Genomic DNA, 24,845 nt, shown 5'->3' on the forward strand with positions numbered 1-24,845 from the left:
CGCTGCAGACAGAGACCACCGATCCGTGAGCCAAGCCCTGAAGAACCTGACCGTCGAGGAGGCCCGAGGCCGCATGCTGGACGGCGCCGCGCGCCTGGGCGTCGAGACCGCAGCCCTGCCCGACGCGATCGGCCGGGTGCTGGCGGCGCGGATCGTCGCCGACCGCCATCAACCGCCTTTCGACGCCTCGGCCATGGACGGCTGGGCGATCCGGCGGGCCGACTACGGCGTCATCGACGCCTTCGCGATCGTCGGCGAGAGCGCCGCCGGCCGGGCCTATGCGGCGGCTCTGGAAGCCGGCCAGGCGGTGCGGATCTTCACCGGCGCGCCCGTGCCGGCCGGGGCCGACCTCGTCGTCATCCAGGAAGAAGCGGCCCGAGAGGGCGACATCGTGCGCTTCACGGCCGGCGATGATCCGAAGTCCAACATCCGCCCGGCCGGCGGCGACTTCCGGTCTGGCGACCACCTGCTGGAGGCCGGGGCGCGGATCGATCCCTGGCGGCTGTCGCTGGCCGCCGCCGCCGGACGCGACCGGCTGGAGGTCGCCCGCCGGCCGAAGGTGGCGATCCTGGCCACCGGCGACGAACTGGTTCCGCCCGGCGGCGCGCCCGCCCCCGACCAGATCTTCGAGTCCGGCTCGTTCAGCCTGGCGGCGCTGATCACGGCCTGGGGCGGCGAGGCGGTGAAGCTGGCTCCCGCCGCCGATTCTGCCGATGCGATCGCCGATGCGGTGCGCGGCGCGGCCGTCGACCTGGTGGTGACCATCGGCGGCGCCTCGGTGGGCGACTATGACCTGGTCAAGCCGGCGATGACGCAGCTGGGCCTGGACCTGCGCGTGCAGACCATCGCCGTGCGTCCGGGCAAGCCGACCTGGTTCGGCTTTCTCGCGGATGGCCGCCGGGTGCTGGGACTGCCGGGCAATCCGGCCTCGGCCCTGGTCTGCGCCGAGCTCTTCCTGCGTCCCCTGCTGGCGGCCCTGACAGGCGCCGACGCCGCCCTGCCCTTCACGCCCGCCCGCCTGGCCGCGCCCCTGCCCGCCAACGGCCCGCGCGAGCACTGGATGCGGGCCGCCCGCGCCATCGACGCCGAGGGTCGGCTGGTGGTCACCCCCTTCCCCGACCAGGACTCGTCGCTGGTGGGCGTCTTCGCCCGCGCCGACGCCCTGCTGAGACGCCCGGCCGGCGCGCCGGCGGCCTTGGCCGGCGACCTGGTGACCGTCCTGCCGCTAGCCCGCGCCTGAATCGACCCTGAATCGGCGACGAGGCGCGATGAGCGTGCTAAGCCGCACAGGTTGAACAGTTCCGACGCGTAGGGAGTTCGGGCATCGATGGGTCGCGCCGGCAAGATCGCAGCGCACGTGTTACTGGCCTTCCTGGCCCTGCTGATCGGACAGGTCCTGGCCGCGGGCCTCGACACCGACCGGCCCGGCTTGCTGGCCCACGCCGGCCTCTACGCCCTGTCGGCGCTGCTGGTGGAACTGCTGTTCCAGCTGGAGCGCTCGCCCTGGCGCTTCGTGGCCGCCGCCGACCACCTGCGGATCGCCCGCTCGTCGGCGCTGACGGCCCTGACCTTCTCGCTGCTGGCGCATATCCTCCTGCCCAAGCTCGACGGCGGCGGTCGCACCATCCTGGCGGCCCTGGTCGTGCAGATCGGCCTGCTGGCCGCTCTGCGCGTCGGACGCCGCGCCCTGCACGATGGCGTGCTGGTCGACGCCCTGCTGCGCCTGCGCCCCGCACCGGCCTCGCCCGCCCTGCCCCGTCTGCTGATCGTCGGCCAGGCGGCCGAGGCCGAAGCCTTCCTGCGCGCCCCCGACGGCCTGGCCCAGCGCTACGCCGTGGTCGGGGTGCTGACCCCCGAGGCCCGCGAGACCGGCGACGAGATCCGCGGGGTCTGCGTGCTGGGCGCGATCGGCCAGTTCGACCGGGTGATGCGCCAGCTGCGCGACGGCGGCCTGTCGCCGGCCGCGGTGCTGTTCCTGGCCGAAGCCCCGCTGGGCGCCTTCGGGGCCGAACGCCTGGGCCAGCTGAAGAGCCAGGGCGTACGCCTGCTGCGCCGCCAGGGCGTGGTCGAAATGGGCGACGGCCCCACCAACGGCGCTCTGCGCGAGATCAGCCTGGAAGAACTGCTCAGCCGTCCGCCCGTGCGGCTCGATCCCGCGCCGGTGCAGGCCCTGGTCAGCGGCCGGCGGGTGCTGGTCACCGGCGCCGGCGGCAGCATCGGCTCGGAGCTGTGCCGCCAGATCGCCGCCAGCGGCGCGGCCCACCTGACCCTGGTCGACGCCTCGGAGGCCAACCTCTTCCTGATCGACCGCGAGTTGGCCGAGGCCTGGCCGCAACTGCCGCGCCGCGAGGCCCTGTGCGACGTTCGCGACGCCGATCGCGTCTCGCGGCTGATGGCGTCCGAGCAGCCCGACATCGTCTTCCACGCCGCCGCCCTCAAGCACGTGCCGATGGTCGAGAGCCATCCGTGCGAGGGCGTGCGCACCAACGTGCTGGGCACCCGCAACGTCGCGGTCGCGGCCAAGGCCGCCGGCGCGTCCCACTTCGCCCTGATCTCGACCGACAAGGCCGTGGCCCCGGCCAGCGTCATGGGCGCCACCAAGCGCGCGGCCGAGGCGCTGGCCCGCCAGTTCGGCGGCGGCGGCAAGATGCGGGTCGGCGTCGTGCGGTTCGGCAACGTGCTGGGCTCGGCCGGGTCGGTGGTGCCCGTGTTCCGCCACCAGATCGCCCGCGGCGGCCCGGTGACCCTGACCGACGCCGAGGTCGAACGCTATTTCATGACCATCCCCGAGGCGGTGTCGCTGGTGCTGCGGGCCGTCGCCCAATCGGCCGCCGAGAGCGCGCCGCCGGCCGGGGTGCTGACCCTGGAGATGGGCGAGCCGGTGAAGATCATCGATCTGGCCCGCCGGATGATCGAGCTGCAGGGCCTGGTCCCCGACAAGGACATCGAGATTCGCATCACCGGCCTGCGCCCCGGCGAGAAGCTCACCGAGGCCCTGGTCGATATCAACGAGACCGCCGCGCCGAAAACCGACGGCGTGATCGAAGCGACGCCGCTCGTCCCGCCGCCGCGTATCGAGGAGGCCGTGCTGGCGAGCCTGGAAGCCTCGGCTCTGGCCGGCGATGAGTTCGGCGTGCGGACGCAGCTGTTCGCGCTGGTCGAGCGGTTGCGGGCGACGACGGCGGAGACGGCGAAGGTTTGATCCTTCTCCCCTTGCGGCGCGGGCGAGCAAAGCAAGGCGCTCCACATCCGTAAAATCCCCGCGAAAGCGGGGACCCAGGTGTTTTATCGTCGAGCGCCGCAGGTTGCAGAAAAAGCCTGGGTCCCCGCTTTCGCGGGGATTTTACGGGGAAATATCTAGTCCCTTCGCCCGTCCTCAGTGAAAATCCCGGCTCCGCAGCAGCCGGCCCGACACCTTCTGGCGTACGCGAGGAGCCGGCGCGCCGGGTTCGTCGCGCAGGGTCGAGAGTTCGGCCGAGAGGTCGGTGAAGCCTTCGGCGACGATGTGGATGACGCCCTCGGCCGCCTGCACCCGGCCGTGTACGACCAGGAACGAGGCGGTCATCACCACGTTGCGGTCGGCCTCGAAGCGGTCCTTCCAGACGACGGCGTTGGCGACGCCCGTCTCGTCCTCCAGGGTGACGAACACCACGCCCTTGGCCGTGCCCGGCCGCTGGCGGATCAGGACGAGGCCGCCGACCGACACCTTCTGGCCGTTGCGGAATTTCGGCAGCTGGTCGGCGGTGACCGCCCCCAGCTTCGCCAGCATCGGCCGGTAGAAGCCGCACGGGTGGGCCTTCAGGGACAGGCTGGTGGTGCGATAGTCCTCGGCCACCTCCTGCGGCTTGCCCATGGCCGGCAACGAGACCTGGTCCTCAAACAGCGGCAGGCCGGCCAGAAGCGGGGCCTGGACCGGCGCCTTGTGCTCGCCCTTCAGCCCCTTGACCGCCCACAGGGCGTCACGGCGCGCGAGACCCGTGGAGGCGAAGGCGTCGGCCTCGGCCAGCAGCTCCAGCGCCCGCTGCGGCACGCCGCCCTGGGCGAACTCGGCCGGCGTGCGGGCGCCTTCGTCGCGGGCCTTCATCAGGGTCAGCGCATCGACTTCCTTCAGGCCCTTGATCTGGCGCAGGCCCAGGCGCAGCGCTTTCCAGCGGGGACGGGTGTCTTCGTTGGAGATCTTGCGGGAATCTCGTCGCTCCTCCCCCGAGAAACGGGGGAGGTGGCGCGGTGCGGATACGCACCGTGACGGAGGGGGCGAGGGACGAAGCGCCGTGCGCGCCGTCGCCCCCTCCACCGCTTCGCGGTCCCCCTCCCCCGCTAACGCGGGGGAGGAGCGGGTTTCCAATGTGCAGTCCCAGTCGCTGCGCATCACGTCCGGCGGCCGAACCTCGACGCCATGCTCGCGCGCGTCGCGCACCAGCTGGGACGGCTGGTAGAAGCCCATCGGCTGGGAATTGATCAGGGCCGCGCAGAACACGTCCGGCCAGGCCCATTTGATCCAGGCCGAGATGTAGACCAGCTTGGCGAAGCTGGCCGCGTGGCTTTCCGGAAAGCCGTAGTGGCCGAAGCCCTCGATCTGCTTGAAGCAGCGCTCGGCGAAGTCGCGCTGATAGCCGCGCCGGACCATGCCCTCGACGAACTTCTCGCGATATTCGGCCGGCGTGCCGAGGTTGCGGAAGGTGGCCATGGCCTTGCGCAGGCCGTCGGCCTCGTCGGGCGTGAACTTGGCCGCCTCGATGGCCAGGCTCATGGCCTGCTCCTGGAACAGCGGCACGCCGTAGGTGTTGCCGAGGATTTCCTGAAGTTCGTTTTCCGGGCCGTGTTCAGGCGAGGGCTTGGGCCAATCCACCTCCTCGATCTTGTTTCGCCGCTTCAGATAGGGATGGACCATGTCGCCCTGGATCGGTCCCGGGCGGACGATCGCCACCTCGATGACCAGGTCGTAGAAGCGGCGCGGCTTCAGGCGCGGCAGCATCGACATCTGCGCCCGGCTCTCGACCTGGAAGACGCCGATGCTGTCGGCCACGCAGAGCATGTCGTAGACGCCAGCCACCTCCTTGGGCACGTCAGCCAGGTCGACGATCGGCTCTCCGTGATCGGCCCGCAACATGCCGAAAGCCCGCTGGATCGCCGTCAGCATGCCCAGGGCCAGCACGTCGACCTTCATCAAACCGAGGCTGTCGATGTCGTCCTTGTCCCACTCGATGAAGGTGCGGTCCTTCATGGCGGCGTTGCCGATCGGCACGGTCTCGTCGAGCCGCCGCTTGGTCAGGACGAAGCCGCCGACGTGCTGCGACAGGTGGCGGGGAAAGCCCATCAGCTCGGTGGCCAGAGCCACGGCGCGGGCGATCTCCGGGGCCTTGGGGTCGAGGCCCGCATTGGTCAGGTGCTCCTCTGGCAAGCCGTCGCCCCAGCTGCCCCAGACCGTGCCGGCCAGCAGCGAGGTGACGTCCTCGGTCAGGCCCAGGGCCTTGCCGACGTCGCGGATGGCGCTGCGCGGGCGGTAGTGGATCACCGTGCCGCAGATGGCCGCATATTCCCGGCCATAGCGCTTGTAGACGTACTGCATCACCTCCTCGCGCCGCTCGTGCTCGAAGTCGACGTCGATGTCGGGCGGCTCGCCGCGGTTCTCGGAAATGAAGCGGGTGAACAGCAGGCGGTGCTCGGTGGGGTCGATGGCCGTCACCCCCAGGCAGTAGCAGACCGAGGAATTGGCCGCCGAGCCGCGCCCCTGGCACAGGATGCCCATCGACCGCGCCTCGCGCACGATGTCGTGCACGGTGATGAAGTAGTTGGGGTAGTCCATCTTGTCGATCAGCCGCAGCTCCTCCTTCAGCTGCGCGACCACCTTGTCCGGCACGCCGCCGGGATAGCGCCAGGCCGCCCCCTGCCAGGTCAGGTCGGTCAGGTGCTGCATGGAGGTTTTGCCGGGCGGCACCGGCTCGTCGGGGTATTCTTCCTTGAGGTCGTCGAGGTCGAAGCCGATGCGCGCGACGATCTCGACGGTGCGGGCGATGGCCCGGGGCCAACGCTCGAAAAGCCGCGCCATCTCGACCGGGGTCTTGATATGGCGCTCGGCGTTGGCCTGCAGCCGGAAGCCGGCTTCCTGGATCGTGCAATGCTCGCGCACGCAGGTGATGACGTCCTGCAACGGCCGCCGCTCGGGGCCGTGATAGAGCACGTCGTTGGTGGCCACCATCGGCGCGCCGGCCGCCTCGCCCAGGGCGTCGAGACGAGCCAGGCGCTTGAGATCCTGGGCGGCGTAGGCGCGGCTGGCGGCCAGCCAGACGCGGCCTCTCAGCGCGCCGGCGATGCGCTGGAGATCGGCCTCGAAGGCGGCGTCCAGCTTCTCTGGCGGCACGACCAGCACCAGCTGCCCCTCGGCGTGCGCGGCGAAGTCGGCCCAGGAGAGGATGCACTCGCCCTTCCCCGCACGCCTCTGGCCGAGCGTCAGCAGCCGCGTCAGTCGGGCGAAGGCTTCGCGGTCGGACGGGTAGCAGAGCAGGCTGGGCGTGGCGTCGGCGAAGTCCAGCCGGCAGCCGGCCAGAGCGCGGACCTTCAGCTTCTTGGCCGCCGTCCAGGCGCGCACCACGCCCGCCAGGCTGTTGCGGTCGACGACGCCCACGGCGGAGAGGCCCAGGGCCTCGGCGGTCAGCATCAGTTCCTCGGCGCGGGAGGCCCCGTGCAGGAAGGAGAAGTTGGTGGTGGTCTGGAGCTCGGCGTAGGCGGTCATGGGGCGCAGGCCCCCTCCGGCCCTCCGGGCCACCTCCCCCAGAGGGGGAGGATCTGGTCAGCGCGGCGCAGATGCTCCCCCTCTGGGGGAGCTGTCGCGGAGCGACTGAGGGGGTGCTCAACCAAACAGGCCATGCAGCCACCATTTCGGCATCTCGCCGTCGCCATAGAGCCCTTGCCGGTAGATCCAGAACCGGCCGCCGGCCTCGTCCTCCACCCGGTAGTAGTCGCGGATCTTGCCCGGCCCCGCGGCGTCGAAGTCGCCGCGCCACCATTCCTGGCCGATGCGCTCGGGGCCCTCGGCGGCGCGCACGCGGTGCGGACGGCCGCGCCAAGTGAAGCGCAGGGGCGGGTCGTCGGGCAGCTTGGCCATCACCTCGATGGGCTCGGGCCGGCGGAAGAGGCGCGTCGGGCGCGGCAGGTCGGGGTTCCACGGCCGGGCGCTCGTCGCCGGGGCCAGGGGCGCGGCGCGGGCGACGGCGCGTTCGGGCACGTGGCTTTCGACCGGATCGGGCCGCCAGACCCGCCCTTCGCCCAGGCGGTTGATCAGGCGATCGACCAGCGGGGCCAGGGCCTCGGCCGCGTCAAGCTCGGCGTCGATGCGCGACTGCCCCTGGGCCAGGGCCTCGACGGCGAAGGCGTGGACCGTGATCACGTCAATGCCGAAGCCCGGATCGACCCGGTCGAGCTTGGGCGCGACCAGCTTGGCCAGTCGCCTGGCGTCGCGGCCAGGACGCGCCAGGCCGACCGGCACGGGGAAGGCCTTACCGTCCAGGCGGTGGAACACGACCTCGAACCGCTTGGCCCCGCGCCCCTCGGCCTCCAGCCGCTTGCAGATCAGGGCCAGCACGTCGGCGGCGACGCGGGCCAGGTCGTCGGGCGCGCTGATCGGCTCGAAGAAGGCCAGGCGCTCGAACCACGGGCTGGCCGGACGCCGGAAAACGAGGGCCTCGCCCGCCGCGCCCAGGGCCTGGTCGAGACGCTGGGTGAAGGCCAGGCCGAAGCGCTTGGCCATCTGGGCGCGGGGCAGGCCGTAGAGCTGGCCGACGCGGTGCAGGCCAAGGCGCGGCAACTGGGCCTGCGCGGCCTCGTCCAGCCGCAGGGCGGCCACCGGCAGGCGAGCCAGCGCCTCAGCCTGGCCGCCGGGCGGGACCACCGCCTCGCCTTGGCCATGGCGGGCCTCTCCATAGCGGGCCAGGGCCCAGGCCGCGCCGGCGGTGTCGGCGATCGCCGCGCGGGCCGGTACGCCCCAGCGGGCGAGGCGTTCGAGCAGGTCAGCCAGCATGGCCCCTTCCCCGCCCCACAGGTGGTCGGTCCCGGTGATGTCGAGCAGCAGGCCGTCGTCGCCGTCGACCGCCACGGCCGGCGAGAACCGCACGCACCAGTCGCAAAGGCTCTCCAGCGCCCGGCGGTCGGCCTCCGGGTCGTGGTCGGCGGTCGCCAGATGCGGAACCAGGGCCAGGGCGTCAGCGGCCTTCTGGCCGGCGGAGAGGCCCAGGGCCAGAGCCGCGTCGTTGACGGCGGCGAGGCGGCGGGTTCCGCGTTCGGAGAGCAGCAGGGCGAAAGGGGGATCTTGCTCCACCGGCGGTGAAGACCCCCTCCGGCCCTCCGGGCCACCTCCCCCAGGGGGGGAGGATTTTGGTCCGCGCTCGTTAGATGCTCCCCCTCTGGGGGAGCTGTCGGCGAAGCCGACTGAGGGGGCCTCCCCCTCACCCAGCTCGGCGAAGGCGTTCGGGTGGTGTCTCAGCCAGGTCGTGATCGGCCAGTTCGGACACCACACGGAAAGGATGCGGGCCATGGTCGGCCTCCGAATGTTCCAGGATCCACGCTCCCGGGCGTCCGCCCCGGCAGCGTTCCAGCGTCACGCGCCAAGCGGGCGGGCCAAGGCCCAGCCCATCAGGCGGGGCCCTCCCCGGCGCGGAGCCCACCCGCCAACGGCTGAAGGCGGCCGAGCCGGTCGCGCCCTTGGCCGGTCCGCCATAGGGCCGGCGGTGCAGGACGAGGCCGAAGCCTCCCGCCCGCTCGCAGGCCAGTTGCAGGCGGCGACCGGCGACGAGGTCTGGCGCCTCGGCCTCTCCTATGGCGACGGCGACGCCCGGCGTGGCCAGGGCGTCCTCCAGCACCGAGAGCCCCTCGGCCTCGTCGCGGACCCGCACCAGCACCAGCCGCTCGACCGGAAAGCCCAGGTTCACCAGGCCCGGCACATAGAGGTCCGACCGCCGCAGCACCCAGACCACCGCCCCCTTGGCGGCCCGGGGCCGGGCCAGGAGCGCCGCGAAGGCCGCCATGGCCGCCCCGCTCTCGCCCTCCAGGCCTTCGCCGACCACTTCGTGCCAGCCGCTCCTCGGCAGCCCCCCGCCGGGCAGATGGCCGTCGATGCGCGGATCGCCGAACGGCAGGACCGGAGTCGGAGTCCGAGTCCCCGCCTGAATGGCGGCGATCCGACCTCTGAGGGCCTCGATACGCGCCTCGCGCGAGCCAGGCATGGCGACCTCCGTTCCCATTTTGTTCTGATCCGGATGGCCGTCGGAGTCAAGGAGAAGGGATGCGGCGGGATGTCTCTGCGAAGCCCTTCACGCCTCACTTTTCTTCCCGTCATTCCCGCCCTTGTGGCGGGAACCCCTGGGTCCGCTCGCACGTGAAGCGCAAGCGGATCGCCGGCGATCCGCCCCATCCGCTCCTGCGACTGAAAGAGGGTTTCCCGCCACAAGGGCGGGAATGACGGGAGCTTAAGTGGGTGACAAACCGGCCTAGACCGGCTCCGCCCGCCGCCCCGCCAGGGCGCTGACCAGGGCCTCGGGCGCGGCCGGCTTGTGCAGCACGGGGCCGTCGTCGAGGCCGGGCTCCTGGTAGCCGGTCAGGTAGACGAAGGGGATGTCGCGTTCGCTGAGGGCCTTGGCCACCGGCGTGACCATGCGGCCGCCGAGATTGACGTCGAGCACGGCCCTGTCGATCAGGCTGTTCTCGATCAGCTCCAGCGCCTCGTCGATGTCGCCGGCCGGGCCGACCACATGGGCGCCGGCCAGGGCCAGAACCCGGGCCAGCTCCATGGCCACCAGAGCCTCGTCCTCGACCACCAGCACGCGCTGGTTTTGCAGGCCGCCCTCCGACGCGGGCGACGGGGCGGCGGCGGAGCGTTCGAGACCGGCCGCCGCGGGCAAGGCGCCGCGCGTCAGCTCGAGCCGGCAATGCAGGCCCTCGGCCCGCCAGTCGTGCGAGACCCTGGCGCCCAGCTGCTTGCCGGCGTTCTGGATCAGGGTGGAGCCGAAACCGCGACGAACCGGCGCGACCGCCGGCGGCCCGCCGGTCTCGCGCCAGTCGAGAACGAGGATCCCTGCCTCCCAGTCCCAGCGCACCTCCAGCGTCCCGCCGGGCGCCGACAGGGCGCCGTACTTGCTGGCGTTGGTGGCCAGTTCGTGCACGACCAGGCCCAGCGATTGGGCGGCCTCGGCCCGGATCAGCACCGGCGGTCCGGAAAGGACGACGCGGGCCTCGTGCTCGAAGCCGTAGGCCTCCAGCTCCTGCTCCAGCAGGGCCCGCAGGTCGGCGCCGGTCCAGCGGGTGGTCGACAGCAGGCTGTGCGAGCGGGCCAGGGAGCCGATGCGGCCGCTGAGCGCGGTGACGTACTGGCGCTTGTCGACGAAAGGCGTCAGCTGGACCAGCGACTGCACCACCGCCAGCACGTTCTTGGCCCGGTGGTCGACCTCGCGGATCAGCAGGCGCTCGGTCTCCTCGGCCTGGCGCAGGGCCGCCTCGCCCCGGGCGCGGGCGCTGGAGGCCCAGATCAGTTCGCCGACATCGCCGACGAAGGCCACCTCGTCGGCGTTCCAGGTGCGGGGGTGTTCCTGACAGACGAAGAGATAGGACACCAGCCGACCGGCCTTGATCAGCGGCACGGCCACAAAGCCCAGAATGTCGAGCGCGGCATAGGCCGGCAGGACGGCCGGGTGGCGGGTGCGGATATCCTCACGGATATCGTCGATGACCACCTGCACCCCGGCCCGCAGGTCGTCGCTCATGGCCGGGCCGAAATCGTCGAGCACGAATAGCGGCCCGACCAGGGGCTGCACGCCCTCCCCGCCCCATTCGCCGATGATCTGGGTGGAGACGCCGGCCTGATCGACCTCGGCGTAGCCGGCCCGCTGCACGCCCAGCTGCGCGGCCAGCACCTGGCAGGCGCGGCCGGCGATGGCGGAGACCTCCGTCTCCTCGCGCAGCTGGCGGCCCAGGTCGAGCATCAGCGCCCGGCGACGCTCGCGCACCAGCAGGCGGGCGAGCTCGGCCTCGGCCTTCTTGCGGGCGGAGATGTCGGTGACCAGCACGTAGTAGCCGAGCACGGCGCCGTCGGGGGTGATGTCGGGCACGTACTGCGCCTCGACGTGACGCACGCCCGCCCCGGCATAGGGCAGCTCGCCCTCGAAGGTCAGGCTGCGCCCTTCCAGGGCCGCATCGACATGGGCGCGCACCCGCTCATAGGCGATCTCGCCCATCACCTCGACGAGGGAGCGGCCCTCGATGTCGGCGCGGCGCACGCCAAACCAGGTCTCGTAGGCGCGGTTGACGAAGCGGTAGCGGCGGTCGGCGCCGACATAGCCGATCAAGATCGGCACCGCGTCGGCCATGGTCGCCGAAAAGGCGTCCCGACGGCCGGAAGCGGACAGCGAATGGGCGTCGTCGGTCATGAAGGGCGGCGCTCGTTTCGCGAAGGAGCGGAGGCTTGCACGCCCTCTCCCCCAGGTGGAGTGAGACAAACGGTCGCGCCCCCTCGACCTTTGTCGGACGCCTCTAATCCTCCCGTCGGAAGGTGACCACCAGCACGTCGCGGCGCGCCTCGCGTCCGGCTTGGAGGGGGCTGATCGCCGTAACCCCGTGCAGGACCCGATGGTCGTCGAGGAACACCGCGTCCCCCGGCTCCGTCAGGGTGAAGGAGCCCAGGGCGCGGCCGCCCGGGGCGAAGATGTCGGTGACGCCGCTGGCCACATTGTGGCGCTCCACCAGCATGACGATCACCCAGTCGACGCCGTCGCGGTGCATACCCTCGGGCGTCGGCTGGCCGGCCTCGCCGTCGTGAGCCTCGATGCGGAACTGGTGCAGTTCGACGTGCCAGGCCGCGGGCGGATCGGCGGTCAGGGGGTGGAAGAGCTCGAGGCCGGCCCGGAGCACAGCCGTGGTCACGGGGTGTTCAGCGATAGTCTGGGTCACCGGCTCGAACCACCGCTGCACGCCGCCGTTCAGGGTGTTGTAGTCGCGGCTCTGGTAGTGCGGCTGGTGCGGCTTGCGGGCAATCACGCCGTCGGCCGAGGCGGCGAAGGCCGCGAACCGCCGGCGGCGATAGCGGCCGCCGTCGGCCATGAAGCCATCGACGCCCAGGTCGTTCCAGCTGTCGGCGAACATGTCCCAGTCGGGCAGTCCGCCCAAGAGGTCGCGGGTCTGCGCGGCCGGCACAATGGCGAAGCCTTCAGCCTCGATCTTCTTGGGGATCGTGCTCACGCCGGGGCTCCCGGACGGAAGAAGAGGCCCAGCTTCAGCGAACGGGCGATGCGCTCGGCCTTCTCGCCAATGATCGCCGCGCGCGGGGCGTCGAACAGCTCCACGCAGGTGGCGTGGAAGAGATTGAGCCAGGGGGTGAACATCCACTCCTGGAAGCCCTCGATCCGCTGGTGCACCGCCATCGGCGAGCCCTTGTAGCGGCCCGAGCCCTGCAGCACCGTCGCCCAGAAGTTCTTCAGCGTGGCCATGTGATGGGGCCAGGCGTCCTCGGCGATGACGTGGTTGAAGATCGGCCCCAGGCGCGGATGACGGCGGACCTTGGCGTAGAAGGTCTCGACCAGGGCGTCGATCTCGGCGTCGGTGAAGGCGGGCTGGGTGGCTTCGGACTCGGACATGGGGCCTAAATGGTCCCAAGCGGCCGGCCAGCCAAGCTAGGGATGATCACTTAGGGCCCCCGACGCATCAAAAGTCGTCATCCCGGCCGGAGCGCACAGCGCGTAGAGCCGGGACCCAGGGGCCGCCGCAGTGCGTCGGCTACCGCTGGATGCGCGGCATCGACAGCCGCATCCGGTCCCCTGGGTCCCGGATCGGCCTGCGGCCGTCCGGGATGACGAGGAATGGGGGTTACGAGTTAAGCCTTGCCCGTCACGCCCTGCTGGGGCGCGTTGCCCTGCAGAGACCAGTCACCGGGCTTGGCTTCGACGCCGCGATCCAGGCGCAGGTTGTTCTGGACGTTGTCGACGCCCGAGACGCTTTCGGCCAGCAGTTCGGCCCGGCGCTTGTCGTCGCGGGCGTGGACCGTGCCGCTCAGCGTCACCTCGCCGTCCTTGACCGCGACCTCGATGGACGAGGCGTCCAGCCAGCCGTCGTCGGTCAGGCGGTCGCTGACGTCCTCGCGGATACGCTCGTCGGAGCGGCGATAGCCCTTGGGTCCGCGGCCGCGATGGTCGGCGCGCAGGGCCGCATCGTGCTCGCGGCGGCGCTGGGCGTCGTGGTCGCCCATCCAGGCCGAGACCTCGTCGCGGGCGCGGTCGAACCAGCCGCGATCGTCGTCGTAGCGGTCATGCGAATGGCGGCCATGGGGTCCGTGTTCGCGGCGCCCGCGTCCCGGCCCGTCCGTATAGTAGTTGCGGTCGTGTTCGTGGCGGCGGTCGAAATAGGCGCGGTCGCCGTAGTCGGGCGCCTCGCCGCGATAACCACCCCCGCCGTAGTCGGCAGTCGAGCCGCCGAAGTCGAAGCCGCCCACCTGGCCGTAGTCGCCCGGCGCGCGATAGCCGCGGCCCGAGGCGTAGTCCGAGCCCGAACGGATGGTCCCGTAGCCGATGTCGCCGCCCTGGCTGACGGCGCGGCGCAGTTCGGCCCGGCCGGACGAGCGGTGGCGGGGTTCGCCGTAGCTGCGCTGCTCACGGGCGGCGTAGCGGTCGCGCCAGTCGGAATCCTGGGCGTAGCGGTCCTGGCGACGCCCATCGGCGCGCGAAGCGTCGTAGCCATAGCCGCGCTCGTCGTCGAAATCGCGTTCGCGGTCGATCTCGAAGCGGCCTTCACGGTCGTTCCAGCGGGACTCGGGCATGGGTGTTCTCCGTGGCTCTGTGTGGCGTGGGGACGCGTCGAGGCGATCCCCGCATCAGAACGGAGGGTCGGAAAGGCCCGTTCCTAGTGCGACGCTTCTTTGATCCACGGCGACGCTAGCTGTGGATGGCAGGGGATAAGTCCAAAGCCGCTTGTGAGGTTGTCACCTCAGGAGGAGTGTCATCCCGCGCGCGCGACCTTATGTTGGGGCCATATCGCCATGCGCTTCGACGACCGCTTCCTTGAAGAACTGAAGTCCCGACTTCGCCCCTCCGACGTGGTCGGAAAGACGGTGAAGCTGCGGCGGCAGGGTCGCGAGTACGCGGGGCTGTCGCCCTTCACCAAGGAAAAGAGCCCCTCGTTCTTCGTCAACGACGACAAGGGCTTCTACCACTGCTTCTCCAGCGGCAAGCACGGCGACATCATCAGCTTCCTGCAGGAGACCGAGCGGCTGACCTTCAGCGAGGCGGTCGAGCGGCTGGCGGCCGAGGCCGGCATGAGCCTGCCCGAGCCCGACGCCCGCGCCGCCCAAGACGACCGCAAGCGCGCGGGGCTGGGCGACTGGATGGAGCTGGCGGCGGCCTGGTTCGAGGCCGAACTGCGCCGCCCGGTCGGCAAGGACGCCCGCGCCTATCTCGACCGCCGCGCCCTGCCCGAGGATCAGTGGAGCCGCTTCCGCATCGGCTTCGCCCCCAACGGCCGCACGGCGCTGAAGGACTATCTGATCGCCAAGGGCGCCAAGCCCGGCGACCTGGTGGAGGCCGGCCTGCTGATCGCGCCCGAGGACGGCGGCGCGCCCTACGACCGCTTCCGCGACCGGATCATCTTTCCGATCACCGACACCCGCGGCAAGGTCGTCTCGTTCGGCGGTCGGGCGATGGACCCCAACGCCCGCGCCAAATACCTGAACGGCCCCGAGACCAGCCTCTTCCACAAGAGCCGCGTGCTCTACGGCCTCTATGACGCCCGCAAGCTGCTGCACGCGGCCCAGGCGGCGGCCCCCACCGAGCAGACGCCGCTGCTGGTGGTCGAGGGCTATATGGACGTCGTGGCCTGCCAGCGCGCGAACCTGGCGGCCGTGGCGGCCATGGGCACGGCCCTGACCGAGGAGCAGATGGAGGCGCTGTGGCGTCTGCATCCGGAGCCGACCCTGTGCTTCGACGGCGACAAGGCCGGCCAGCGGGCCGCCAACCGCGCCATCGACCGCGCCCTGCCGCTGCTGAAGCCCGGCCGCTCGTTCCGCTTTTCGATCGTCAGCGGCGGCAAGGATCCCGACGACGTGCTGCGCGAGCAGGGCCCGGCGGCACTAAAGGCCCAGGTCACCCAGACCACGCCCTTCGTCGAGGCGCTGTTCGTGCGCGAGCGCGACCTGGAGCCGCTCGATACGCCGGAACGCAAGGCGGGCCTCAAGCAACGCCTGCGGGCGGCGGCGGGCACGATCGCCGACAAGGATCTGGCGTCGGCGTACAAGGACGATCTCTACGCCAAGCTCGACCTGCTGTTCCCCAAGCCGGCCTATGGCGGCGGGGGCGGCGGCCAGGGCGGTGATCGCCCGTTCACGCCGCGAAACGGCGGTGGCGGTGGCGGCGGGAACTGGCGCGGCCGTGATCGCGGTCCGCCCGATCCCGGCATCCGCGGCATCGCCCGCGAACAGATCGGCCGCCGGCTGAACCCCTTCCACGCGGCCGTGGCCATCGCCGCCGTCAATCATCCGGCCTGGGCGCGCCCCTATGACGAGGCGCTGGAGCGGATCGGTTTCGGCGAAGCGCGGCTGAAGGGTCTGGCCCACGAGATCTTCGAGGCCTTGATCGACGACATCGGCGACGAGACGCCCTTCCGCGACATCCTGGTGCGCAAGGGCCGCGCCGAGGAGCTGGCCGAGCTCGACCGCCTGGCCGCGACGCTGAACGCGCCGTTCCTCGACGCCAAGATGGAGCGCGAGCGGGCCCGTATCCTATGGGCCGCCTGCTACGAGGCCATCGTCGAGGTGGGCGACGCCGAACGGGCCCTGAGGGCCATGCGCGAGGAACCGGTCACCGCCGCCAGCCTGACGGCCACCCGCGACCTGCGCGACCGCATCGCCGTCCTGGAACGCCAGATCAGCAACCTGGAATTCTGGCAGCCGGCGCACTGAAGAACCTCCCCCTATCGGGGAGGCGGCCAAAGGCCGGTGGGGGGACGTTTTCAGCCGCTTCGGCTACGGACGGCTTGCAGTCACTCCCCCCACCGATCGCTTCGCGATCACCTCCCCCACAGGGGGAGGTTCCTTCCGGTTCGACCAACCGCCCCCAGAACTACGCCGCCCTGCGCTCGCGCTCCAGCGCCGCGGCGATGCCGCCCAGGAGCGCGCCGATCTCAAGGGGCTTGGCCAGGACGCCGTCGAACAGGCCGTCGGAAAGCTTGGGGTCGGCGTCGGCCGAGAAGGCCAGGATCGAGGCGTCGCTGCTGGGACCGCCGCCCTCGCGGATGCGGCGCGCGGCGGTCTCGCCGTCCATCAGCGGCATGCGCAGGTCCATCAGGATGACGTCGAACGCTTGCAGTAAGGCCGCGTCGATCGCCGCCTGGCCGTCGGCGGCCTGGGCCAGTTCGACGTCGAAGCCCTCCAGCACCGCGCTGACCAGTTCGCGATTGACCTGATTGTCGTCGACCACCAGCACCCGGCAACCGGCGGGAAGGTCCAGAGCCGGCGCGCCCAGGCGCTCGACGGCCTTGGGCGCTTCGGCCGCGGCGGCCGGCAGGCTGAACCAGAACCTGGCCCCCTGCCCCAGCGCGCTCTCGACGCCGATCTCGCCGCCCATCGCCTCGACCAGGCCCTTGCAGATGGCCAGGCCCAGGCCCGTGCCGCCATGGCGGCGGGTGGACGAGCCGTCGATCTGCGAAAACCGCTTGAAGAGCTCGCCCAGGCGCTCGGCCGGCATGCCGGGACCGGTGTCCGACACCGTCACGACCAGGCGCCCGCCGGCATGGACGGCGCGCAGCTCCACCGCCCCGGCGTCGGTGAACTTCATGGCGTTGCCCAGCAGGTTGAGCAGCACCTGGCGCACGCGGTCGGGGTCGAGCACCAGACTGGCCGGCAAGCTCTCCAGGCCGTCGGCCACCAGGGCCACGCCCTTGGCCTCGGCCTGCAGCGAGAACAGCGACAGGGCGTCGCCCAGCAGGGTGCGGGCGTCGCACGGCTCCAGGTCGATCTCGACCTGACCGGCCTCGAGCTTGGAGAAGTCCAGGATGTCGTTGACCGTCGACAGCAGGGCCTGGCCGGCGGCCAGGGTCTTGGCGACCCAGGCGCGGGTGGACGGCGCCAGTTCGGGCTGCGCCTCGATCATCCGCGAGAAGCCCAGCACCGCCGTCAGCGGCGTGCGCAGCTCGTGGCTCATGTTGGACAGGAACTCGGCCTTCACCCCGGCTGCGGCCTCGGCCTCGGCCCGGGCCTGCTGCAGCTGCGCCTCCAGGGCCTTGCGCGTGGTGACGTCGCGAACGACGTCCTGGACGCCGGTCAGGACGCCCGCCTCGTCGAAGAACAGGGTCGGCTGGCCTTCCAGCCAGACCCAGTGCCCGTCCTTGGCCTGGCCGCGAAAGTGAAAGGGCTCGGCGACGACGCCGGGACCGCGGGCGATCAGGTCGCGGTAGTAGTCGACGAGCACGCCCTTGTCGTCGGGATGGGTCATGTCGATGACCCGCCGGCCGACCATTTCCTCGGGCTCATAGCCCAGCACGCGCCGGCAGCTGGGCGTGATGTAGGAGATCGCGCCGTCAGGCGTGAAGCGCGAGATCATGTCGATGGCGTTGTCGGCCAGCAGCCGGTAGCGGGCCTCGCTTTCGGCCAGGGCGATCTCGGCGGCCTTGTGGTCGGTGATGTCGCGGATCACGTCGGTGACGGCGCTCATCTGGCCGGTCTGCGGATCACGCGCCAGGGTCGGACGCGCCTCCATCCAGCGCACCGACCCGTCCTTGCAGAGGATGCGGTACTCGATGCGCCAGGTCGAGGGACCGGCCGGCAGATCGGCGAAGGCCGCCTGCACGCGCTCGTGGTCGTCGGGATGGATGAACTCGATGGCGCGACGGCCGACCACCTCCTCCATCGTGTAGCCGGTCACCACCTTCACCGCCGGCGAGACGTAGGTGAAGCGTCCCTCGCGATCCATCTTGGTGACCAGGTCGTTGGCGTTCTCGGTCAGCAGCCTGTAGCGCCTGGCGCTGCCCTCGACCGCGTGCAGGGCCTCGACATGGTCGGTGACGTCCTGCAGCAGGCCGATCAGGGCCACCGGCTGGCCGTCCGGTCCCTCCTCGCAGACCGCCTTCGCCGCCACGTGGCGCAGCGCGCCGTCGGGGCGCTGGAGCCGCAGCTGGAACTCGAAGCCGCTGCGCGTGTCGATCGCCCTCTGCAGGCAGTCGCGCACATGGTCGCGGTCTTCGGGGTGATAGTAGGCGATGGCGTCGTCGACCTGCGGGTCGAAGCCCGAGCGCGGCAGGCCGTGGATCTCGTAGACGGCGTCGGACCAGGTCGTCAGGCCGGTCGCAAGGTCGTAGCGCCAGTGGCCGACCTTGGCCATGCTCTCGGCGATCTCCAGCAGGCGCTGCTTCTCGCGCGCCTGGCGGTTGGCCTTGGTCAGCTCGAACTCGTCGACGACCACGCCCGCCAACAGCTTCAGCCGTTCCAGTTCAGCGTCGGAGGGGCGCGGGCGCGGCTTGTCGTCGATGACGCACAGCGTGCCGAGGTTGTCGCCTTCCTTCGTCGTCAGGGTGGCGCCGGCGTAGAAGCGGATGTCGGGATCGCCGGTGACCAGCGGATTGTCGGCGAAGCGGGGATCGAGCGTGGCGTCCTCGACCACCATCACCGCGTTGGGCCCCATCTCGATGGCATGGGCGCAGAAGGCTTGGTCCCGACTGGTGGACTCCGCCTCCAGCCCGAACCTGGCCTTGAACCACTGGCGTTCGTCGTCGATCAGAGAAACCAGGGCGATCGGCGCGCCGAACAGGTTGCCGGCCAGCGCGGTCAGGCGGTCCAGCGCGGGATCGCACGGGGTGTCGAGCACCTGATAGGATTTCAAGGCCGCGAGCCTGCGCGTCTCCCTATCCATGACCTTTCCGCCCTGTGTCATGCGCGACACTCTATAGAGCGGCGGTATGCGACACGGTTAAGGCCTCGGCGTGGCATACGGACGCATCCACCAGGCGGCGACTCCTCCGCGCGTCTCGCCTCGCGGAACGGCGAGAAACGGCCAACTTCGCGCCCGCCATCTTGACACGGGCGTCACCCACGGCCATTTGCCGACTCAAGGATTTGCCACGCAGCTGATTTGACATCGATCGGGCCGCCAACGCACAGCGCGCGCCCTGCTTGAAACAGGATGTCATCCTCGCCGCGCCAAGTCCCAGCGGTCGTCGGTCCGAAAGGTCGACGTTCATGAACGCCGCGCTCGAAGCCGCCCGCCCTCCGCCAATTTCGCGCGGAGCGTTACCCCGTGGTTTTTCGTGCGCTAGTTCACAGAACGTCGAAATTTTTTTCATCGATGATGCTGGAAGCTTGGAGCGCCTGCGCAGCGGGGTCCTAACCCTTGGAAGCAGTCACCGACCCGAACTCGCGAGTATCCGCGGAAGGCCGGCGACATGTTGAAGCATTCTCGACCCGTCCCTCGCGGTAAGGGGCGGCGTCGATTTCGGAGAGCTTGATGAGCAACAATTCCACGGCCGAGACCGAAGCGCCCGAAGCCACCGGTGGTGACGGCCCTCTGCTCGACCTGACCGACGCCGGCGTAAAGAAGTTCATCAAGCAGGCGAAAGCCCGCGGCTACGTCACGATGGACGAGCTGAACAAGGTGCTGCCTTCGGAAGAAGTCAGCCCCGACGCCATCGAAGACACCCTGGCGATGCTCAGCGAGATGGGCGTCAACGTCGTCGAGGCCGAGGAAGACGCCGAGAACGCCGAGGGCGGCGAAGTCGCCACCCGCGACGAGAACACCACGGTCATCACCAGCGACAAGCCGGCCGCCTACGACCGCACCGACGACCCGGTGCGGATGTACCTGCGCGAGATGGGCTCGGTCGAACTGCTGAGCCGCGAGGGCGAAATCGCCATCGCCAAGCGCATCGAGGCCGGCCGCGACACGATGATCCGCGGCCTCTGCGAAAGCGCCCTGACCTTCGAAGCCATCATGGTGTGGCGCGAGGAACTGAGCACCGGCCGCATCCTGCTGCGTGAAGTCATCGACCTGGAAGGCACCTACGCCGCCATCAACGGCGGCGCGGCGACCCCGGCGGCCGAGGACGACGAAGGTCCGGCCGAGCCCGTCGACGACGAAGCCGGCGAAGCCAAGCCCGAGGGCGAAGGCGAGGACGAGGACGACTTCGACGACGGCGCCGGACCGACCGTCAGCGCCATGGAAGGCGAACTGCGCGAAGGCGTCATGGCCATCCTCGACGCCATCGCCAGCGAGTTCGAGACCTTCCGCAAGCTGCAGGACAAGCTGGTCGGCAGCCGCCTGAAGGGCGAGGATCTGTCCGACGCCGACCGCAAGGCCTACGAGGGCCTGTCGGCGACGATCATCCAGCACCTGAAGACGCTGAAGCTGAACAACAACCGCATCGAGGCTCTGGTCGAGCAGCTCTATGCGATCAACAAGCGCCTGATCGGTCTTGAAGGCCGCCTGCTGCGCCTGGCCGACAGCTACGGCATCAGCCGCGGCGAGTTCCTGAAGGCCTATTTCGGTTCCGAACTGAACCCCACCTGGGTCGACCAGGTGAAGGGCATGGGCGTGCGCTGGACCAAGTTCGTCGAGAACGACACCAGCTCGGTCGGCGACATCCGCCAGGAGATCGCCGCCCTCGCCACCGAGACCGGCGTGCCGATCGACGACTATCGTCGCATCGTCCAGACCGTTCAGAAGGGCGAGCGCGAGGCCCGTCAGGCCAAGAAGGAAATGGTCGAGGCCAACCTGCGCCTCGTGATCTCGATCGCCAAGAAATACACCAACCGCGGCCTGCAGTTCCTGGACCTGATCCAGGAAGGCAACATCGGCCTGATGAAGGCCGTCGATAAGTTCGAATATCGCCGCGGCTACAAGTTCTCGACCTACGCCACCTGGTGGATCCGTCAGGCCATCACGCGCTCGATCGCCGACCAGGCGCGGACCATCCGCATCCCGGTGCACATGATCGAGACGATCAACAAGATCGTCCGCACCAGCCGCCAGATGCTGCACGAGATCGGCCGCGAGCCGACCCCGGAAGAGCTGGCCGAAAAGCTGGCCATGCCGCTGGAGAAGGTGCGCAAGGTCCTGAAGATCGCCAAGGAGCCGATCTCGCTCGAAACGCCGATCGGCGACGAGGAAGACAGCCACCTGGGCGACTTCATCGAGGACAAGAACGCCGTTCTGCCGATCGACGCGGCCATCCAGAGCAACCTGCGGGAAACCACCACCCGCGTGCTGGCCTCGCTGACCCCGCGTGAAGAGCGCGTGCTGCGCATGCGCTTCGGCATCGGCATGAACACCGACCACACGCTGGAAGAAGTCGGCCAGCAGTTCTCGGTGACCCGCGAGCGGATCCGTCAGATCGAGGCCAAGGCGCTTCGCAAACTGAAGCACCCCTCGCGGTCGCGGAAGCTGCGCAGCTTCCTCGACAGCTGATCGGCTTCACGGACTAGACAAGACGAAGGCGGCGCCCGCGAGGACGCCGCCTTTTCTTTTTGGAACTCCGAAGAAGCGGGACGGCTCCCGGGGGAAGAGCCATCCCTTAGGTCGACGGAGCAGCCGGCTTAGTTGTTGCCGGTCTTGATGTCGGTCGAGCCCGAGCCGCCGCCGTTGGCCGAGGCGCTGGCGCCGCTGCGGGAGGCCGAGCCGGTGAGGCCCAGCGAGCCCGACTGGCTGGTCCCGCCCTTCTTGGTCGAGGCGCTGGACGAGCCCGAGCCGCTGGTCGAACCCGAGACGCCGTCGCGGCTGGCCGCGCCGGTGGCGTTCAGGGCGCCGTCGCCGGTCGCCGAGGTCGAGCTGGCCGCGTCACGGGCCGAGGTGGCGGCGCTGCGGGCGGCGCTGGTGGTGCGGCTGGCCGCGCCGGTGGCGCGGTCACGAACCGAACCCGCCGCGTTCTGGACGCGCGAACCGGCGTTGGAGGCCGCGCCCGTGGCGGTGGAGGTCAGGCCACTGGTGTCCGGGGTCGAGGCCGAACCAGCGCCGGAACCGCTGAGCGCGCCGGTCAGCTGGCCGGCCGAAGCGGTGGCCGAGCCGGCGCCCGAGCCGTTGGCCGAGCCCGCCGCATTGGCGGTGGAAGCGGTGGTGCGGGCGGTGTCGACCGCGCCGGTCGCCGCGTCGCGGGTGCGGCCGGCGGCGTTGCGCGCCTTGCCGCGGACGGTCGAGGTGGTGTCGCCAGCGCGATCGCGGACGCGGCCGGTCGTGTCGCGGACCGAGGAGCCCAGGCCGCTGGTGTCGGGCGAGGTCAGGCCGCCGCCGAGGCCGCCGGTCCCGCCCAGCTGACCGCCGAGGCCGCCCAGGCCGCCGCCCAGACCGCCCGTCAGGCCGCCGCCGCCCGAACCGCCCAGCAGCTGGGCGTGGGCCATCGGCGCGGCCATCAGAACGGCGACGGTGGCGGCGGCGGTGAGGAACGAGGTCTTGCGCATGGTCGTCTCCTTTGAAGGGTCTTTTCCGTGGGGCGCTGTCCGCCTCCTGACCCGTCAAACGCCGGCTCCCGCGCTTTTCTTCCCTTCGAGCACAAATTTTTTCGAGAAATTCGAAAATCGATCTCCCGGCGTTATCAGGCTGACTCTTTTCGACTTTTCCTAGCGCCCTGCATCGATTTGGCCAGCGCCGAACACCTTGTCGGGTCCCGGCGCGCCCAAATCGCGGGCCGAACGGGCCAGATCCGCGACCGCCGTCCGAGCGCGCGCCGGGTCGGGCCTGCTCGTCAGCCGGGCCAGCCGTCCGGCCACCACCGGGGCTGCGAAGGAGGTGCCGCGCAGGCTGGCGGTCCGTCCGCCGGGGGCGGCGGCGCGCACTTCGGCGCCGAGGGCGGCGAAGGCCACCTGCGGATTGGCCCCGGCCTCGGGCAGCGCCCTGCCCTTGCGGTCGACGCCGGTGACCGCGATCACGCCGGGATAGGAGGCCGGATAGAGCGGCGGCGCAGCCGGGCCGTCGTTGCCGACCGCGGCGACGACAAGAACGCCTTGCCCGACCAGCGCCTTGACCGCCGCCCGCAGCGCGCCGTTGTCGGGGCCGACCAGGCTGACATTGACCACCGGAACCTTGGCCGCGCTCATCCAGGACAGCGCCCCGACGATGGCCGAGGCCGAGCCGCCGGTCGGCCCGACGCCATAGACGTCGGCCGCCAGCAGCCGCGCGCCGGGTCCGGCCGCGCCGTAGCCCAGGGCGGCGATCAGGGCGGCGGTGGCCGTGCCGTGCGCCCCGGCCCTGGGCGCGCCCTTGGCGAAGCCCTTCTGCTCGATAGCGACGCCCCGAAAGTCCGGATGGCCCAGATCGATCCCGCCGTCGACCAGGCCCACCCGCGCGCCGCCGGTCGCGGATTTGTCCGACGCGGCCGTCGCCGCCAGCCCCGTGGCGACCGCTACGCCTGCGCCGGCGTAGATGTGGTTGAAGTCGTAGTCGCCGCCCGGATCCAGCGCCCGCAGGTCGCGGACGGCCTGGCGGGCGTCCATGCCGCGCGGCGGGGCCAGGGTGACCAGCTCGAGGCCCAGATCGCCCGACCGCTCGCGGCGCAGCACGGTGAAGCCCTTGGCCAGGGCCTGTTCGATCGCCTGGGAGCTGGGCGAGACGGCCAGCACCTCGCCGCGCACGGCGGGGCGACCCTGGTCGTCGGCTTCGAGCGTGCGGGGATTGGCCTTCAGCAGGGACCGCAGGTGATCCAGGCCCGCCAGGTCGCGCACGCCTTCCACGGTGCGCGTGGTCAGGTCCTGCGCGCCATCGACGACGTCCGAGATCACCGGCAGCCGACTGGGCAGCCCACTGGGCAAAGACGGCAGGCCGCCGGGCAGAAGCTGGGCGCGCGAGGCCGCCGCCGGTCCCAGGACCAGTGCGCAGGCCGCGACGACCGGCAGGACGATTTTCCTTCGCAACGCGATCTCCTGAACTCTCCGCGCGAGAACGATGGCCGGAACGCGCGCGGAGTGGAATAATTATCGAGTTGTGGATTAAACGCCGGACACGGCGCGTTTCTTCCTTCAGGCGACGTAGGCGGACCTTGGATTCTTTTCAAAAGGACATGCTGGACCTGCTGCCGCGGCTGCGCCGCATGGCGCGGGTGCTGGCCCGGGATCCCGCCGACGCCGACGACCTGACGCAGTTGACCGTGGAGCGCGCCCTGGCGCGCCGCGATCAATGGCGCGAGGGCACGCGACAAGACAGTTGGATGTTTCGGATCATGCGCAACGCCTGGATCGACGAAAGCAGAAGCCGGGCCCGGCGCGGCCGGATCCTGGCCCCGCCCGAGGCCGGCGCCAACGCCGCCGACCCGGCCGCCCACTCGCTGGACAGCCATCTGGCGATGAGCGCCGTCGAGGCCGCGCTGGACGCCCTGCCCGAGGACCAGCGCACGGCGGTGGCCCTGGTGCTGATCGAAGGCCTTTCGTATCAGGAAGCCGCCGACAGCCTCGAAATCCCCATGGGGACCCTCACCAGCCGCCTCGCCCGCGGCCGCATGGCCCTGCAGGCCGTGCTGATCGACCAAGGAGCCAGGCCATGACCGTGAGCGACGAAGAGGTCTTCGCCTATGTGGACGGCGAGCTGCCGCCCGAGGCCATGGCCAAGATCACCGCGGCCATGGCCAAGGACCCGGCCCTGGCCGCGCGGATCCAGGCCCAGAAAGACCTGCGGCGACTGCTGTCGGGCGCCCATGCCGGCGTGCTGCGCGAACCGGTGCCCCCGACCCTGAAGTCGGCCGCCACCGGCGCCAAGCCGGCCGAGGTGATCGCCTTCCCGCAGCCCAAGCCGAAGGAAAAGGCCAAGGAGAAGATCCGGGTCCAGAAGCCGGCGACGCCGTCGGCCCGTCCGGGCCTGACCGTGCGCAAGCCGCCGGCCTGGGCCGCCATGGCCGCCTGCCTGGTGGCGGGC

16 protein-coding genes are annotated in these 24,845 nt (G+C 70.8%); 6 read left to right on the forward strand and 10 right to left on the reverse strand.

What is annotated here, in order from left to right; all coding sequences use genetic code 11:
- The first annotated feature begins 25 nt into the window (after positions 1-25).
- Both AC2YHT_RS22585 and AC2YHT_RS22590 read left to right on the forward strand, forming a co-directional pair.
- Positions 26-1,240 carry a molybdopterin molybdotransferase MoeA gene (locus AC2YHT_RS22585; RefSeq protein ID WP_487292097.1) on the forward strand — a complete coding sequence of 405 codons (1,215 nt, stop codon included), beginning with the start codon at positions 26-28 and terminating at the stop codon, positions 1,238-1,240.
- A gap of 87 nt (positions 1,241-1,327) precedes the next feature.
- Complete coding sequence (locus AC2YHT_RS22590) at positions 1,328-3,202, forward strand: polysaccharide biosynthesis protein (protein ID WP_487292098.1); 1,875 nt, start codon at positions 1,328-1,330, stop codon at positions 3,200-3,202.
- Between the two features lie 174 nt (positions 3,203-3,376).
- On the opposite strand, the gene AC2YHT_RS22595 is transcribed toward AC2YHT_RS22590, so the two are convergent.
- The 7 genes from AC2YHT_RS22595 to AC2YHT_RS22625 form a co-directional block, all read right to left on the reverse strand.
- Positions 3,377-6,742 (reverse strand): error-prone DNA polymerase, encoded by a 3,366-nt coding sequence (locus tag AC2YHT_RS22595; protein ID WP_487292111.1) that lies wholly within the window; start codon positions 6,740-6,742, stop codon positions 3,377-3,379.
- A gap of 108 nt (positions 6,743-6,850) precedes the next feature.
- The gene (locus tag AC2YHT_RS22600; protein WP_487292099.1) at positions 6,851-8,530 is read right to left on the reverse strand and encodes a DUF6504 family protein; all 1,680 of its coding nucleotides are present in this window, start codon (positions 8,528-8,530) and stop codon (positions 6,851-6,853) included.
- The gene (locus tag AC2YHT_RS22605; RefSeq protein ID WP_487292100.1) at positions 8,442-9,218 is read right to left on the reverse strand and encodes an ImuA family protein; all 777 of its coding nucleotides are present in this window, start codon (positions 9,216-9,218) and stop codon (positions 8,442-8,444) included. Before AC2YHT_RS22605 ends, AC2YHT_RS22600 begins: the two co-directional genes overlap by 89 nt.
- A 264-nt stretch (positions 9,219-9,482) precedes the next feature.
- The gene (locus AC2YHT_RS22610) at positions 9,483-11,414 is read right to left on the reverse strand and encodes an HWE histidine kinase domain-containing protein (RefSeq protein ID WP_487292101.1); all 1,932 of its coding nucleotides are present in this window, start codon (positions 11,412-11,414) and stop codon (positions 9,483-9,485) included.
- A 103-nt stretch (positions 11,415-11,517) separates the two neighbouring features.
- Positions 11,518-12,222: a 2OG-Fe dioxygenase family protein gene (locus AC2YHT_RS22615; protein ID WP_487292102.1), complete on the reverse strand. Its 705-nt coding sequence runs from the start codon at positions 12,220-12,222 to the stop codon at positions 11,518-11,520.
- Positions 12,219-12,617, reverse strand: coding sequence for a group III truncated hemoglobin (locus tag AC2YHT_RS22620; RefSeq protein ID WP_487292103.1), 399 nt, complete (start codon positions 12,615-12,617; stop codon positions 12,219-12,221). The genes AC2YHT_RS22615 and AC2YHT_RS22620 overlap by 4 nt, the downstream gene beginning before the upstream one ends.
- Before the next feature lie 236 nt (positions 12,618-12,853).
- The gene (locus AC2YHT_RS22625) at positions 12,854-13,792 is read right to left on the reverse strand and encodes a BON domain-containing protein (protein WP_487292104.1); all 939 of its coding nucleotides are present in this window, start codon (positions 13,790-13,792) and stop codon (positions 12,854-12,856) included.
- Between the two features lie 219 nt (positions 13,793-14,011).
- On the opposite strand from AC2YHT_RS22625, the gene dnaG reads away from it, so the two are divergent.
- Positions 14,012-15,925 carry a DNA primase gene (gene dnaG, locus AC2YHT_RS22630; protein WP_487292105.1) on the forward strand — a complete coding sequence of 638 codons (1,914 nt, stop codon included), beginning with the start codon at positions 14,012-14,014 and terminating at the stop codon, positions 15,923-15,925.
- 160 nt (positions 15,926-16,085) lie between these two features.
- On the opposite strand, the gene AC2YHT_RS22635 is transcribed toward dnaG, so the two are convergent.
- The gene (locus AC2YHT_RS22635) at positions 16,086-18,869 is read right to left on the reverse strand and encodes a PAS domain S-box protein (protein WP_487292106.1); all 2,784 of its coding nucleotides are present in this window, start codon (positions 18,867-18,869) and stop codon (positions 16,086-16,088) included.
- A 591-nt stretch (positions 18,870-19,460) separates the two neighbouring features.
- Here AC2YHT_RS22635 and rpoD point away from each other — a divergent pair.
- The gene (rpoD, locus tag AC2YHT_RS22640; protein ID WP_110121310.1) at positions 19,461-21,416 is read left to right on the forward strand and encodes an RNA polymerase sigma factor RpoD; all 1,956 of its coding nucleotides are present in this window, start codon (positions 19,461-19,463) and stop codon (positions 21,414-21,416) included.
- 128 nt (positions 21,417-21,544) lie between these two features.
- Here the strand turns inward: rpoD and AC2YHT_RS22645 are convergent, their stop codons facing one another.
- Positions 21,545-22,402: a hypothetical protein gene (locus tag AC2YHT_RS22645; RefSeq protein ID WP_487292107.1), complete on the reverse strand. Its 858-nt coding sequence runs from the start codon at positions 22,400-22,402 to the stop codon at positions 21,545-21,547.
- Positions 22,403-22,561: 159 nt separating this feature from the next.
- On the reverse strand, positions 22,562-23,851 hold the full coding sequence (locus tag AC2YHT_RS22650; protein WP_487292108.1) for a S8 family serine peptidase: 1,290 nt from the start codon (positions 23,849-23,851) through the stop codon (positions 22,562-22,564).
- Positions 23,852-23,976: 125 nt separating this feature from the next.
- Between AC2YHT_RS22650 and AC2YHT_RS22655 the strand changes: the two genes are divergently transcribed.
- Positions 23,977-24,477, forward strand: coding sequence for a sigma-70 family RNA polymerase sigma factor (locus tag AC2YHT_RS22655; protein ID WP_199228315.1), 501 nt, complete (start codon positions 23,977-23,979; stop codon positions 24,475-24,477).
- On the forward strand, positions 24,474-24,845 hold a 372-nt coding region (locus AC2YHT_RS22660), incomplete at its 3' end, for an anti-sigma factor family protein (protein WP_487292109.1). The genes AC2YHT_RS22655 and AC2YHT_RS22660, both read left to right, overlap by 4 nt.

It is taken from the genome of Caulobacter sp. SRI_008 (assembly GCF_057586355.1).

Bases quoted from the DNA above. Each gene is read 5' to 3' on its own strand.
- AC2YHT_RS22600 (WP_487292099.1), bottom strand. From the start codon at position 8,530: ATGGCCCGCATCCTTTCCGTGTGGTGTCCGAACTGGCCGATCACGACC.
- AC2YHT_RS22645 (WP_487292107.1), bottom strand. From the start codon at position 22,402: ATGCGCAAGACCTCGTTCCTCACCGCCGCCGCCACCGTCGCCGTTCTG.
- AC2YHT_RS22605 (WP_487292100.1), bottom strand. From the start codon at position 9,218: ATGCCTGGCTCGCGCGAGGCGCGTATCGAGGCCCTCAGAGGTCGGATC.
- AC2YHT_RS22590 (WP_487292098.1), top strand. From the start codon at position 1,328: ATGGGTCGCGCCGGCAAGATCGCAGCGCACGTGTTACTGGCCTTCCTG.
- rpoD (WP_110121310.1), top strand. From the start codon at position 19,461: ATGAGCAACAATTCCACGGCCGAGACCGAAGCGCCCGAAGCCACCGGT.
- AC2YHT_RS22625 (WP_487292104.1), bottom strand. From the start codon at position 13,792: ATGCCCGAGTCCCGCTGGAACGACCGTGAAGGCCGCTTCGAGATCGAC.
- AC2YHT_RS22610 (WP_487292101.1), bottom strand. From the start codon at position 11,414: ATGACCGACGACGCCCATTCGCTGTCCGCTTCCGGCCGTCGGGACGCC.
- AC2YHT_RS22635 (WP_487292106.1), bottom strand. From the start codon at position 18,869: ATGGATAGGGAGACGCGCAGGCTCGCGGCCTTGAAATCCTATCAGGTG.
- dnaG (WP_487292105.1), top strand. From the start codon at position 14,012: ATGCGCTTCGACGACCGCTTCCTTGAAGAACTGAAGTCCCGACTTCGC.
- AC2YHT_RS22620 (WP_487292103.1), bottom strand. From the start codon at position 12,617: ATGTCCGAGTCCGAAGCCACCCAGCCCGCCTTCACCGACGCCGAGATC.